This is a genomic window from Enterobacter cloacae complex sp. GF14B (genome assembly GCF_004136805.1).
In the GTDB taxonomy this organism is placed as follows: domain Bacteria; phylum Pseudomonadota; class Gammaproteobacteria; order Enterobacterales; family Enterobacteriaceae; genus Enterobacter; species Enterobacter hormaechei_C.
In genome coordinates this window covers 1-12,809 of sequence record NZ_QFRV01000096.1, presented here as the reverse complement: position 1 = coordinate 12,809, position 12,809 = coordinate 1, and the positions used below count along the sequence as shown (strand labels likewise).

Genomic DNA, 12,809 nt, shown 5'->3' with positions numbered 1-12,809 from the left:
GGCCCCCATCTCCAGCGCCTGCGCGGCGTGACTGGGTACGCCGATGCCCGCATCCACCACCACGGGCACGGTCGCCTGCTCGATGATGATCTCCAGCATCGCGCGGGTCTCCAGTCCCTGGTTGGAGCCAATGGGTGCCCCTAACGGCATTACGGCCGCGCAGCCGACCTCTTCCAGACGCTTGCACAGCACGGGGTCGGCACCGCAGTAGGGCAGGACGGTAAATCCCTGCTGCACCAGCTTCTCTGCCGCTTTCAGGGTTTCGATCGGATCGGGCAACAGCCAGCGGGCGTCCGGATGAATTTCCAGCTTCAGCCAGCGGGTGCCGAGCGCTTCCCGCGCCAGTTGCGCAGCGAAAATTGCTTCCTCGGCCGTTTTCGCACCGGAGGTATTCGGTAAGAGCGTCACGCCTGCCTCCAGTAACGGCGCAAGTATGGCATCGTTGTGCTGACGCAAATCCACGCGCTTCATCGCCAGTGTCACCAGCTGGCTGCCGCTCTCACGAATGGCATCCACCATCAGCTGCGGGGAGGCGAATTTTCCGGTTCCGGTAAACAGATGTGAATCAAAGACTTTGTCGGCAATACGTAACATCTCAGCCCCCTGCGATAACCTGAAACAGCAGGATCTGGTCGCCTTCATTGACCTGCTGATGTTCCCACCGCTCGCGCGGCAGGATCTGTTGATTGAGCGCCAGCGCCGTTCCCGGCTTCAGCTGGCGCAGCGTGTCGAGCAGGGCGGCAACGGTAAGATCGTCGTCGCACGTCATCGGCTCATCGTTAAACAGAATGCGCATTGCGGCCTCCGCATACCGGGCAGTGGCTGGCGCGGTTTAACACCAGATGACGCCATCCGCTGGAGCGGGCGTCGAACAGCCGCAGCGTGTTGCGTTCTGTCTCTATGCCGCTGAGCAACTTGATGGCCTCCAGCGCCTGAAGAGTACCCATCACGCCCACCACCGGGCCCAGAATGCCTGCCGTGCGGCAGTTACGCTCCGGTTCAGCCTCGTCAGGCCACAGGCAGCGGTAGCAGCCCTGTGCCCACGGCGGCGTAAGCACCATTATTTGCCCGCCGAAACCGACCGCGCTGGCGGTGATCAGCGGCGTGTTCTGCGCAACACAGACCGCGTTGATGGCCTGACGCGTCGCCATATTGTCCGTACAGTCCAGCACCACGTCGGCAAGGGCCACTTCGCGTTGCAGATCTTCCCCGCTCAGCCGCGTCTGGAGCGCGACCAGTTCGATATCGGGGTTAAGCTGGTTCAGCCGCTGGCGCGTAACCTGCGCTTTAGGCTGGTTGATATCTTCTGTCGTGAAGAGGATTTGCCGTTGCAGATTGCTGAGATGTACCTCATCGTCATCGGCCAGCACCAGCTTGCCCACGCCCGCGCCAGCCAGATACAGCGCGGCGGGGGCGCCTAATCCACCCAGACCGACAATCAGTACCCGGCTGGCAAGCAGCTTTTGCTGCCCGTCAATGGCGATATCCTCCAGCAGGATCTGGCGGCTGTAGCGCATAAAATCACGATCTTTCATCGCCTGCTCCTGCCAGTTGTAAAAGCCGTGCGGTGGCGGCCTGCCAGTCTGCGGCCTGGGTGATAGCGCTGACGACGGCGATACTGCCGACGCCGGTTTCCAGCACGGCGGGCGCACGTTCAAGGCTGATCCCGCCGATGGCAACGGTGGGGTAATCGGCAAGGCGCTTAACGTGGGCCGCCAGCTGCGTCAAGCCCTGTGGAGCGGACGGCATCTGTTTGGTTTGCGTCGGGAAAACGTGACCGAGCGCGATGTAAGAGGGGCGGGCTGCCAGCGCCACGTCGATCTCCATATCATCATGGGTAGAAACGCCCAGCCGCAGACCGACGTCACGGATCGCGTTGAGATCGGTCGTTTCCAGATCTTCCTGTCCCAGATGCACGCCGTACGCCTGGTGTTTAACCGCCAGCCGCCAGTAGTCGTTGATAAACAGGCGGGCGTGGTAGCGACGTCCCAGCGCGATAGCGGCGATCACGTCGGCCTCCACCTCTTCATCGCGTTTATCCTTAATGCGTAGCTGGATCGTGCGAACGCCTGCCTCCAGCAGGCGCGCTATCCACGCCACGCTGTCCACCACCGGGTAAAGCCCTAAGCGGAAGGGGACAGGGGGGAAATCAGGCTGGTACATTATGCCTCCTCTTTTTTGAGGTAGATTTCGCCGCCTTTCGCGCGGAAGGTTTCCGACATGTCCGCCATGCCGACTTCAATGGTCTGCGCGGCGGCGTAATCGCGTACTTCCTGGCTGATTTTCATCGAGCAGAATTTTGGTCCGCACATGGAGCAGAAGTGCGCGACTTTGCCCGATTCCTGCGGCAGGGTTTCGTCGTGGTAGGCGCGGGCGGTGAACGGATCGAGGGCCAGGTTAAACTGGTCTTCCCAGCGGAATTCAAAGCGCGCTTTGGACATGGCGTTGTCGCGAATTTGCGCGCCCGGATGGCCTTTCGCCAGATCCGCCGCGTGGGCGGCAATCTTGTAGGTAATCAGTCCCTGCTTCACGTCCTCTTTGTTTGGCAGGCCGAGGTGCTCTTTCGGCGTCACGTAGCAGAGCATGGCGCAGCCGAACCAGCCGATCATCGCCGCCCCAATGCCTGACGTGAAGTGGTCATAGCCCGGCGCGATGTCAGTTGTCAGTGGCCCCAGCGTGTAGAACGGTGCTTCGTGGCAGTGCTCCAGCTCTTCGGTCATGTTGCGACGGATCATCTGCATCGGCACATGGCCCGGGCCTTCAATCATCACCTGCACGTCGTACTCCCAGGCGATTTTGGTCAGCTCGCCCAGCGTGTGCAGCTCGGCAAACTGCGCCTCGTCGTTAGCATCGCGGATGGAGCCAGGACGCAGGCCGTCGCCCAGCGACAGGGAGACGTCGTACGCGGCGCAAATTTCGCAGATTTCGCGGAAGTGTTCGTAGAGGAAGTTTTCCTGATGATGGGAAAGGCACCATTTCGCCATAATCGAACCGCCGCGGGAGACGATACCGGTCAGACGTTTCGCCGTCATCGGCACGTAGCGCAGCAGCACGCCCGCGTGGATGGTGAAGTAGTCCACGCCCTGTTCCGCCTGCTCCAGCAGCGTGTCGCGGAACGCTTCCCAGGTGAGGTTTTCGGCGATGCCGTTGACCTTCTCCAGCGCCTGATAAATCGGGACGGTGCCAATCGGCACCGGGCTGTTACGCAGGATCCATTCGCGGGTTTCGTGAATATAGCGGCCGGTGGAAAGGTCCATCACCGTATCCGCGCCCCAGCGCGTCGACCAGACCAGCTTTTCCACCTCTTCTTCGATGGATGACGTCACCGCTGAGTTGCCGATGTTGGCGTTGACCTTCACCAGGAAGTTGCGGCCGATAATCATCGGCTCGGATTCCGGGTGGTTGATGTTGGCGGGGATAATGGCGCGCCCGGCGGCCACTTCATCACGCACAAATTCCGGCGTGATGTTCTCCGGCAGGCGAGCGCCAAACCCTTCACCCGGATGCTGGTGGCGCAGCACTTCGCTGCGGATGCGCTCGCGGCCCATGTTTTCGCGGATGGCGATGAACTCCATCTCCGGCGTGACGACACCCTGGCGCGCGTAGTGCAGCTGGGTTACGCATTTGCCCGCTTTAGCGCGTTTCGGCGTCAGCAGGCCGGTAAAGCGCAGCGCGTCCAGACCGTCGTCGGCCAGGCGTTCTTTGGTGTACGCAGAGCTGCGCACGCTCAGTTCTTCGCAGTCGTTACGCGCCTCTATCCACGGCTGGCGCAGCTTTGCCAGACCCTGCTGGACGTTGATAGCAACATCAGGATCGCCGTACGGGCCCGAGGTGTCATACACCGGCACGGCTTCGTTGTCTTCAAACTGCGGGTTGTCTTTGCTGCCGCCGATAAGCGTCGGGCTGAGCTGGATTTCGCGCATCGGGACGCGGATATCGGCCTGCGAGCCGGAAATGTAGATGCGTTTCGAGTTCGGAAAAGCGGTGCCTTCCAGGGTGTCGATGAAGCGTTGTGCGTGTTCGCGCTGTTCGCGGCGGGTCAGTTTTGCAGTAGACATAGCTCATTCCAAAAGTGAAGGACATGGCTTGTCAGACGACGGATGAAGCAAGAGAAGATCGCCTCAGGGGCGATACAACAGCAGTGTGACTCTTGTTCCCTTCGCAGGTATTAACCTGATCAGGTTCCGCGGATCCCGAATTAACGGTCTCAGCCCGTGCTTTCACACTGGGCACTCCGACAAGAAAAATCCCCCTCCGCAGAGGGGCGAATGGTTGTAAATTACTCGTTAACGATTAAGAACTCAAGCAGGGCGCGCAACGTTATCGCTGGTGCTGATATTCAGGTTGTTGTCCAGCACGAGGGCGATGAGCTTGTCTTCCAGCGTGAATCGCTCTTCCAGCGCTTCGCCAAGGTCGGAAAGCGCCTGCTGAAACTCAAGATAGTTATCGTGATCGATAGCGTTCTCCAGCGCGGAATCGTAGTAGTCCATGATCCGCTGGGTGTTGGCTTCCAGCAGCGGACAGAGTTTACTGGCCGCTAAATACGGCGTTGTCCCTTCCATTTCGCGGATAATGCGTTCATAAAGGTTGAAATGGCCGTCGGAGAGGTAGTCGACAAGGCTCTGACAAAAATCATCCAGCGCTTTTTCGTTCAGCCGCATAAAGGATTCTTTGCCAGGCTTAAGACCGACCAGATTGTAATACGCCACAAGGAGATGCTTGCGCACATGTAGCCAGCGATCCACCAGGGTGTTACTTCCTCCAACGCGCTCAGTCAGGCTTTCCAGCTGGTTTAACATGGTCGACTCCATAAGGTTTAGAATGGGATCTGCTTATCCAAAATGTAACCACAATGCTAACAACATGTCAGTGAAGCGAAGGTAGTGCAATAGATATGGATCGTATTATTGAAAAATCAGATCTGGGTTGGTGGATCGTCAGTCACGAGCAAAAGTTGTGGCTGCCCGGTGGGGAGATACCCTACGGTGCGGCAGAAATCTTCGATCTCGTCGGCCAACCTGCGCTGCGGATCGGCGAGTGGCAGGGCGATCCGGTATGGTTGATCCTACAGGCTCGTCGTCAGGATATGGGATCCGTTCGTCAGTTGTTGGATCGGGATGTCGGCCTGTTCCAGCTGGCGGGGCGCGGCGTGCAGCTGGCGGAGTTTTACCGCTCGCACAAATACTGCGGCTACTGCGGCCACACCATGCACCCGAGCAAAACCGAGTGGGCAATGCTTTGCGGCCACTGCCGTGAACGCTACTATCCGCAAATCGCACCGTGCATCATTGTCGCCATCCGCCGTGATGATTCCATCCTGCTGGCGCAGCATACCCGTCATCGCAACGGCATTCATACTGTCCTCGCCGGGTTCGTGGAAGTCGGCGAAACGCTGGAACAGGCGGTGGCGCGTGAGGTGATGGAGGAGAGCGGCATTAAGGTGAAAAACCTGCGCTATGTGACGTCGCAGCCGTGGCCGTTCCCGATGTCCCTGATGACCGCGTTTATGGCGGAATACGACAGCGGCGAGATTGTTATCGATAAGAAAGAGCTGCTGGAGGCGAACTGGTATCGCTACGACGATTTACCGCTGCTGCCCCCGCCGGGAACGGTGGCGCGTCGCCTGATAGAAGATACCGTGGCAATGTGTCGGGCCGAGTATGAGTAGTGTTACACTGACGGACTGACGCAATAAGGAACTGCAAAATGACCGAACTGAAGAACGATCGTTATCTGCGTGCGCTGCTGCGCCAGCCCGTTGATGTCACCCCGGTGTGGATGATGCGCCAGGCGGGACGCTATCTGCCAGAGTACAAAGCCACGCGCGCGCAGGCGGGCGATTTTATGTCGCTGTGCAAAAACGCCGAGCTGGCCTGTGAAGTGACGCTCCAGCCGCTGCGCCGCTTCCCGCTCGATGCCGCCATTCTTTTTTCGGACATTCTCACCATTCCGGATGCGATGGGCCTTGGGCTCTATTTCGAAACCGGCGAGGGCCCGCGTTTTACCTCACCGATCAAAAGCAAAGCCGACGTTGATAAGTTGCCGATCCCCGATCCGGAAGGCGAGCTGGGCTATGTGATGAACGCCGTGCGCACCATTCGCCGCGAGCTCAAAGGCGATGTGCCGCTGATTGGCTTCTCCGGTAGTCCGTGGACGCTGGCCACCTACATGGTGGAAGGCGGCAGCAGCAAAGCCTTTACCGTCATCAAAAAGATGATGTACGCCGAGCCGCTGGCCCTGCATGCGCTGCTCGACAAGCTCGCGAAGAGCGTCACGCTCTACCTCAACGCGCAGATTAAAGCAGGTGCGCAGTCGGTGATGATTTTCGACACCTGGGGCGGCGTGCTGACCGGACGTGATTATCAGCAGTTCTCCCTGTACTACATGCACAAAATTGTCGATGGCCTGCTGCGTGAAAACGAAGGCCGTCGCGTGCCGGTGACGCTGTTTACCAAAGGCGGCGGCCAGTGGCTGGAAGCGATGGCGGCCACCGGCTGCGACGCGCTGGGCCTCGACTGGACCACCGATATTGCCGATGCGCGCCGTCGCGTGGGGGACAAAGTGGCGCTTCAGGGCAACATGGACCCGTCCATGCTCTATGCACAGCCTGCCCGTATCGAAGAGGAAGTGTCGACTATACTGTCTGGTTTCGGCCAGGGTGAAGGCCACGTCTTTAATCTCGGCCACGGCATTCATCAGGATGTGCCGCCTGAACACGCAGGCGTATTTGTGGAGGCGGTGCATCGGCTTTCTGCCCAGTATCATAAGTAAGGAGTGGTTATGGATCTCGCGTCGCTACGCGCTCAGCAAATCGAACTGGCTTCATCGGTGATCCGTGAGGATCGTCTGGATACGGACCCTCCGCGGTACATTGGCGGGGCGGACGTCGGGTTTGAGCAGGGCGGTGAAGTGACGCGAGCGGCGATGGTGGTGCTGAAATACCCGTCGCTGGAGCTGGTGGAGTACAAGGTGGCGCGTATCGCCACCACCATGCCCTATATCCCCGGCTTTCTCTCCTTCCGCGAATATCCCGCGCTGCTGGCCGCTTGGGAACAACTCTCGCAAAAACCTGACCTGCTGTTTGTTGATGGGCATGGTATCTCCCATCCGCGTCGCTTAGGCGTTGCCAGCCACTTTGGTCTGCTGGTGGACGTGCCGACCATCGGCGTGGCGAAAAAACGCCTGTGCGGCGCGTTTGAGCCGCTCTCTGCCGAACCGGGCGCGCTGGCGCCGCTTATTCATAAAGGCGAGCAGCTGGCGTGGGTCTGGCGCAGTAAAGCGCGCTGCAACCCGCTGTTTATCGCAACCGGGCATCGGGTGAGCATGGACAGCGCCCTGGCGTGGGTGCAACGCTGTATGAAGGGCTACCGTTTACCGGAGCCAACCCGCTGGGCTGACGCCGTGGCCTCTTCACGTCCGGCATTCATTCGTTGGCAGGAAATTCAGCCGTGATTCAGGTAAACTGCGGCTAATTTTCGATTCGAGACATCATCATGTTACAAAACCCGATTCATCTGCGCCTTGAAAAGCTGGAAAGCTGGCAGCACGTGACGTTTATGGCTTGCCTGTGCGAGCGCATGTATCCCAACTATGCCGCGTTCTGCAAGCAGACAGCGTTTGGCGAAGGCCAGATTTATCGTCGTATCCTGGATTTAATCTGGGAGACGCTGACGGTCAAAGACGCGAAGGTGAATTTTGACTCTCAGCTCGAAAAGCTGGAAGAGGCTATTCCGGCTGCGGATGATTTCGACCTGTATGGCGTCTACCCGGCCATTGATGCCTGTGTGGCGTTGAGCGAGCTGATCCACTCCCGTCTGAGCGGTGAAACCCTGGAACACGCCATTGAAGTCAGTAAGGCATCCATTACCACCGTTGCGATGCTGGAAATGACCCAGGAAGGCCGTGAAATGACCGACGAAGAGCTGCGTGCTAACCCGGCGGTAGAACAGGAATGGGACATTCAGTGGGAGATTTTCCGCCTGCTGGCAGAGTGTGAAGAGCGTGATATTGAGCTGATCAAAGGGCTGCGCGCGGACCTGCGCGAGGCCGGCGAGAGCAATATTGGTATAATTTTTAACCAATGAGACAACAAAACGTGATTTAACGCCTGTTTTGTCGCTCCTCGACTCTTCCCTTTCGCCCCCCGTCTGGTCTACATTTGGGGGGCGAAAAAAAGTGGCTATCGGTGCGTGTATGCAGGAGAGTGCTTTTTTGGCATTTTCGTCGCACTCGATGCTTAGCAAGCGATAAACACATTGAAAGGATAACTTATGAACAAGACTCAACTGATTGATGTAATTGCGGACAAGGCTGATCTGTCTAAAGTGCAGGCTAAAGCTGCTCTGGAATCTACCCTGGCTGCTATTACTGAGTCTCTGAAAGAAGGCGATGCTGTACAACTGGTTGGTTTCGGTACCTTCAAAGTGAACCACCGCGCTGAGCGTACTGGCCGCAACCCGCAGACCGGTAAAGAAATCAAAATCGCCGCAGCTAACGTGCCGGCATTTGTTTCTGGTAAAGCACTGAAAGACGCAGTTAAGTAAGACGCGTGGCAGTGAACAGTTTTAACGAAGGGGCGGCAACGCCCCTTTTGTCATTCTGGCGTGGAACGCTCGCGCTGGCAGGCGTACTGTTGCTCTCTGCCTGTAGCCATGATTCCTCACTCCCCCCGTTTACCGCCAGCGGCTACGCTGACAACCAGGGTGCGGTCAGGATCTGGCGCAAAGATTCAAGCGATGATGTCCATATGCTCACCGCGTTCAGCCCATGGCATAACGGCAATACCTCGACCGCAGAATACCGCTGGCAGGGCGATGCCCTGTCGCTCATTGAACTAAATATCTACAGTAAGACTCCCGAACACGTGAAGGTGCGTTTTGACGACCACGGCGAGCTGAGCTTTATGCAGCATGAGGTCAGTGGACTGAAACAGCAGCTTTCCAGCGATCAGGTCGCCCTCTACCGCTACCGTGCTGAACAACTTCGCCAGACCAGCGATGCGCTGCGTCAGGGCCGCGTGGTGCTGCGTCAGGGGCGCTGGCATGCCGACGGCACGGTGACCACCTGCGAAGGGCAGACGGTGAAGCCTGAGCTTGAATCCTGGGCAACCGAACACATTCAGCGTCGTCAGCGGCATTCATCTGTGGAGGTGAGTGTGGCATGGCTGGAAGCGCCGGAAGGCTCTCAGCTGTTGCTGGTGGCGAATGAAGATTTCTGCACCTGGCAGCCGACAGAAAAGAGTTTTTGATTTAAGTCCCCTCTCCCTTGAGGGAGAGGGTTAGGGTGAGGGGGAAATTACTCTCCCTGCTCCCGCGCAATAGCACGATAACCGATATCCTGACGGCTGAAGCTGCCGTTCCAGTGAATATCCGCCATCAGCGCATAGGCGCGTTTCTGCGCTTCTGCCACGGTCTGGCCCAGCGCGGTCGCACACAGCACGCGGCCGCCGTTGGTGAGCACGCGGTCATCGTCAGCCAGCTTCGTACCGGCGTGGAACACCTTCGCGCCGTCAATCTCTTCCAGCGGCAGGCCGTGGATCTCATCTCCAGTGTTGTAGCTACCCGGATACCCACCCGCAGCAATCACCACACCTAAAGAGGCACGCTCGTCCCACTCTGACGTTTTCTCATCCAGTTTGCCTTCGCAGGCCGCAAGGCACAGATCCACCAGGTCGGATTTCATGCGCAGCATGATCGGCTGGGTTTCCGGATCGCCAAAGCGGCAGTTGAATTCGATCACCTTCGGGTTACCCTGCTTGTCGATCATCAGGCCTGCATAAAGGAAACCGGTGTAGGTATTGCCTTCCGCCGCCATCCCTTTCACGGTTGGCCAGATGATGCGGTCCATGGTGCGCTGATGCACCTCATCGGTAACAACGGGAGCAGGAGAGTAAGCGCCCATTCCCCCAGTGTTGGGGCCGGTATCGCCATTGCCCACACGCTTGTGATCCTGGCTGGTGGCCATCGGCAGAACGTGCTCGCCATCGACCATCACGATAAAGCTCGCCTCTTCGCCGTCGAGGAACTCTTCAATCACGATGCGGTGGCCCGCATCGCCAAAGGCGTTACCTGCCAGCATATCCTGAACCGCGGCTTCGGCTTCTTCGAGGGTCATCGCGACGATCACGCCTTTACCCGCGGCCAGACCGTCGGCCTTGATAACAATCGGCGCGCCCTTCTCACGTAACCAGGCCAGAGCAGGCTCCACTTCAGTGAAATTCTGATATTCCGCCGTCGGGATGTTATGACGCGCGAGGAAATCTTTGGTGAAGGCTTTTGAGCCTTCCAGCTGTGCGGCACCCTCCGTTGGGCCAAAGATTTTCAGGCCAGCTGCGCGGAAGGCGTCTACGACGCCAATCACCAGCGGCGCTTCCGGGCCAACGATGGTCAGATCGATGTTCTCGGTCTGGGCAAAGCTCAGCAGTGCCGGGATATCGGTCACGCCGATGGCGACGTTTTGCAGCGCGGGTTCCAGCGCCGTACCGGCATTACCCGGTGCCACAAAGACGGTTTCAACCTGCGGGGACTGCGCTGCTTTCCACGCCAGGGCGTGCTCGCGCCCGCCGTTACCAATCACTAATACTTTCATTTTCTGCTCCGGGAATTAATGGCGGAAGTGGCGCATGTCGGTGAAGATCATTGCGATGCCATGCTCGTCGGCAGCGGCAATCACTTCGTCATCACGGATTGAACCGCCAGGCTGGATCACACAGGTGATACCCACAGCAGCGGCCGCATCGATTCCGTCGCGGAACGGGAAGAAGGCATCAGAGGCCATGGCGGAGCCTTTCACTTCCAGGCCTTCGTCGCCTGCTTTGATACCGGCAATTTTTGCAGAGTAAACGCGGCTCATCTGGCCTGCGCCTATCCCGATGGTCATGTTCTCTTTGGCGTAAACAATTGCGTTAGACTTCACGAACTTCGCCACTTTCCAGCAGAACAGCGCGTCACGCAGTTCCTGTTCGGTCGGCTGACGTTTGGTCACCACGCGCAGGTCGGCTTCTGTCACCATACCCAGATCGCGGTCCTGAACCAGCAGACCGCCGTTCACGCGCTTGAAGTCCAGGCCCGGCACGCGTTCCGCCCACTGACCACAAACCAGCACGCGCACATTCTGTTTTGCCGCAGTGATTTTCAGCGCTTCTTCTGATGCGGACGGCGCGATGATCACTTCGACAAACTGGCGGGAGATGATGGCCTGCGCGGTTTCCGCATCCAGCTCGCGGTTAAAGGCGATAATGCCGCCGAACGCGGAGGTCGGGTCGGTTTTGTAGGCGCGATCGTAGGCATCCAGAATAGAAGTGCTTACCGCAACGCCGCATGGGTTGGCGTGCTTGACGATAACGCAGGCCGGCTCGCTGAATTCTTTCACGCATTCCAGCGCGGCGTCGGTGTCGGCAATGTTGTTATAGGAAAGGGCTTTGCCCTGAACCTGCTGGGCGGTCGCAACAGAGGCTTCCTTTACCTCTTCTTCTATATAGAAGGCAGCCTGCTGGTGGCTGTTCTCACCGTAACGCATATCCTGCTTCTTAATGAAGTTCAGGTTCAGGGTGCGCGGGAAGCGGCCAGAGGGATCTTTGCTTTCACCATGGTAAGCCGGTACCAGGCTACCGAAGTAGTTGGCGATCATGCTGTCGTAGGCGGCGGTATGCTCGAAGGCTTTGATGGCGAGATCGAAACGCGTTTCAAGTGTCAGGGACCCTTCGTTGGCATCCATCTCATTAATAATGGCGTTGTAGTCGCTGCTCTTCACCACGATGGCCACATCTTTATGGTTCTTGGCTGCGGAGCGCACCATGGTCGGGCCGCCGATATCGATATTTTCAACCGCATCTTCCAGAGAGCAGCCTTCGCGGGCGACGGTCTGGGCGAACGGGTAGAGGTTAACAACGACCATATCGATAGGCGCGATATCGTGCTGTTCCATAATGGCGTCGTCCTGACCGCGACGGCCAAGAATACCGCCGTGCACTTTCGGATGCAGGGTTTTGACGCGTCCATCCATCATTTCCGGGAAACCGGTGTAATCGGACACTTCGGTTACCGGCAGACCTTTCTCTGCTAACAGGCGCGCGGTGCCACCTGTAGAAAGCAGCTCCACACCGCGTGCGGAAAGTGCCTGGGCGAATTCGACGATACCGGCTTTATCAGAAACACTGAGCAGAGCGCGGCGGACTGGACGACGTTGTTGCATGGTAAATCCCCTGGATTTCACGATTACAGAGAGCGTTAGATGAATTTTCCAGCGAAAAACTCATCTAACACACCTGACGAGGCCTCCTTGTTAAGCGCGAGCATTTTAACGAAAACGTTTGCGCAACGCTCGCATATTTTCACTTTTTCGCAGCGCTGTGGATAACTCTGTGTGTAAAAAGGTATAAGGCGGGGTTTTGCTGGGGAATGCAGCAGTCAGTCATTTTTTTGCAACTTTTCTGTTGCGGTCGCTCGGTAACTCCCTATAATGCGCCTCCATCGACACGGCGGATGTGAATCACTTCACAAACAACCCGGTCGGCTGAAGAGAAAAAATCCTGAAAATCAGGGTTGACTCTGAAAGAGGAAAGCGTAATATACGCCACCTCGCAACGGTGAGCGAAAGCCGCGTTGCACTGCTCTTTAACAATTTATCAGACAATCTGTGTGGGCACTCAAAGTGACATGGATTCTTAACGTCCTCGGACGAAAAATGAATACCAAGTCTCAACGAGTGAACACGTAATTCATTACGAAGTTTAATTCATTGAGCATCAAACTTTTAAATTGAAGAGTTTGATCATGGCTCAGATTGAACGCTGGCGGCAGGCCTAACAC

14 protein-coding genes and 1 riboswitch are annotated in these 12,809 nt (G+C 57.7%); of the genes, 6 read left to right on the top strand and 8 right to left on the bottom strand.

Annotation, left to right across the window (positions count from 1 at the left end; all coding sequences use genetic code 11):
• The 6 genes from thiG to DD606_RS21615 form a co-directional block, all read right to left on the bottom strand.
• Positions 1-594: thiazole synthase (gene thiG, locus DD606_RS21640; RefSeq protein ID WP_129259115.1), on the bottom strand; the 594-nt coding region annotated here is incomplete at its 3' end.
• A gap of 1 nt (position 595) precedes the next feature.
• The gene (gene thiS, locus DD606_RS21635) at positions 596-796 is read right to left on the bottom strand and encodes a sulfur carrier protein ThiS (RefSeq protein ID WP_003862324.1); all 201 of its coding nucleotides are present in this window, start codon (positions 794-796) and stop codon (positions 596-598) included.
• The gene (gene thiF, locus DD606_RS21630) at positions 780-1,535 is read right to left on the bottom strand and encodes a thiazole biosynthesis adenylyltransferase ThiF (RefSeq protein WP_129259113.1); all 756 of its coding nucleotides are present in this window, start codon (positions 1,533-1,535) and stop codon (positions 780-782) included. The genes thiS and thiF overlap by 17 nt, the downstream gene beginning before the upstream one ends.
• Entirely contained in the window at positions 1,522-2,163 is a 642-nt protein-coding gene (gene thiE, locus DD606_RS21625; RefSeq protein WP_003862319.1) for a thiamine phosphate synthase, read from the bottom strand. The genes thiF and thiE overlap by 14 nt, the downstream gene beginning before the upstream one ends.
• Positions 2,163-4,058: a phosphomethylpyrimidine synthase ThiC gene (gene thiC, locus DD606_RS21620; protein ID WP_129259111.1), complete on the bottom strand. Its 1,896-nt coding sequence runs from the start codon at positions 4,056-4,058 to the stop codon at positions 2,163-2,165. Before thiC ends, thiE begins: the two co-directional genes overlap by 1 nt.
• Before the next feature lie 79 nt (positions 4,059-4,137).
• A riboswitch (TPP riboswitch) is annotated at positions 4,138-4,247 on the bottom strand.
• 54 nt (positions 4,248-4,301) lie between these two features.
• Entirely contained in the window at positions 4,302-4,799 is a 498-nt protein-coding gene (locus DD606_RS21615; protein ID WP_022650207.1) for an Rsd/AlgQ family anti-sigma factor, read from the bottom strand.
• Positions 4,800-4,894: 95 nt separating this feature from the next.
• On the opposite strand from DD606_RS21615, the gene nudC reads away from it, so the two are divergent.
• The 6 genes from nudC (at position 4,895) to DD606_RS21585 (ending at position 9,247) form a co-directional block, all read left to right on the top strand.
• On the top strand, positions 4,895-5,668 hold the full coding sequence (gene nudC, locus DD606_RS21610; protein ID WP_129259109.1) for an NAD(+) diphosphatase: 774 nt from the start codon (positions 4,895-4,897) through the stop codon (positions 5,666-5,668).
• 38 nt (positions 5,669-5,706) lie between these two features.
• On the top strand, positions 5,707-6,771 hold the full coding sequence (gene hemE / locus DD606_RS21605; RefSeq protein ID WP_022650209.1) for a uroporphyrinogen decarboxylase: 1,065 nt from the start codon (positions 5,707-5,709) through the stop codon (positions 6,769-6,771).
• A gap of 9 nt (positions 6,772-6,780) precedes the next feature.
• Positions 6,781-7,452, top strand: coding sequence for a deoxyribonuclease V (gene nfi / locus DD606_RS21600; RefSeq protein WP_003862312.1), 672 nt, complete (start codon positions 6,781-6,783; stop codon positions 7,450-7,452).
• Between the two features lie 41 nt (positions 7,453-7,493).
• Positions 7,494-8,084, top strand: a complete 591-nt coding sequence (locus tag DD606_RS21595; protein WP_003862310.1) for a YjaG family protein — start codon at positions 7,494-7,496, stop codon at positions 8,082-8,084.
• A gap of 186 nt (positions 8,085-8,270) precedes the next feature.
• Positions 8,271-8,543, top strand: a complete 273-nt coding sequence (gene hupA / locus DD606_RS21590) for a nucleoid-associated protein HU-alpha (RefSeq protein ID WP_002445246.1) — start codon at positions 8,271-8,273, stop codon at positions 8,541-8,543.
• A gap of 11 nt (positions 8,544-8,554) precedes the next feature.
• Complete coding sequence (locus DD606_RS21585; RefSeq protein ID WP_048243285.1) at positions 8,555-9,247, top strand: DUF1481 domain-containing protein; 693 nt, start codon at positions 8,555-8,557, stop codon at positions 9,245-9,247.
• A gap of 47 nt (positions 9,248-9,294) precedes the next feature.
• Here DD606_RS21585 and purD read toward each other — a convergent pair whose 3' ends face one another.
• Positions 9,295-10,587 (bottom strand): phosphoribosylamine--glycine ligase, encoded by a 1,293-nt coding sequence (gene purD / locus DD606_RS21580; RefSeq protein WP_022650211.1) that lies wholly within the window; start codon positions 10,585-10,587, stop codon positions 9,295-9,297.
• Positions 10,588-10,602: 15 nt separating this feature from the next.
• Entirely contained in the window at positions 10,603-12,192 is a 1,590-nt protein-coding gene (purH, locus tag DD606_RS21575; RefSeq protein ID WP_045347373.1) for a bifunctional phosphoribosylaminoimidazolecarboxamide formyltransferase/IMP cyclohydrolase, read from the bottom strand.
• Positions 12,193-12,809: the final 617 nt, after the last annotated feature.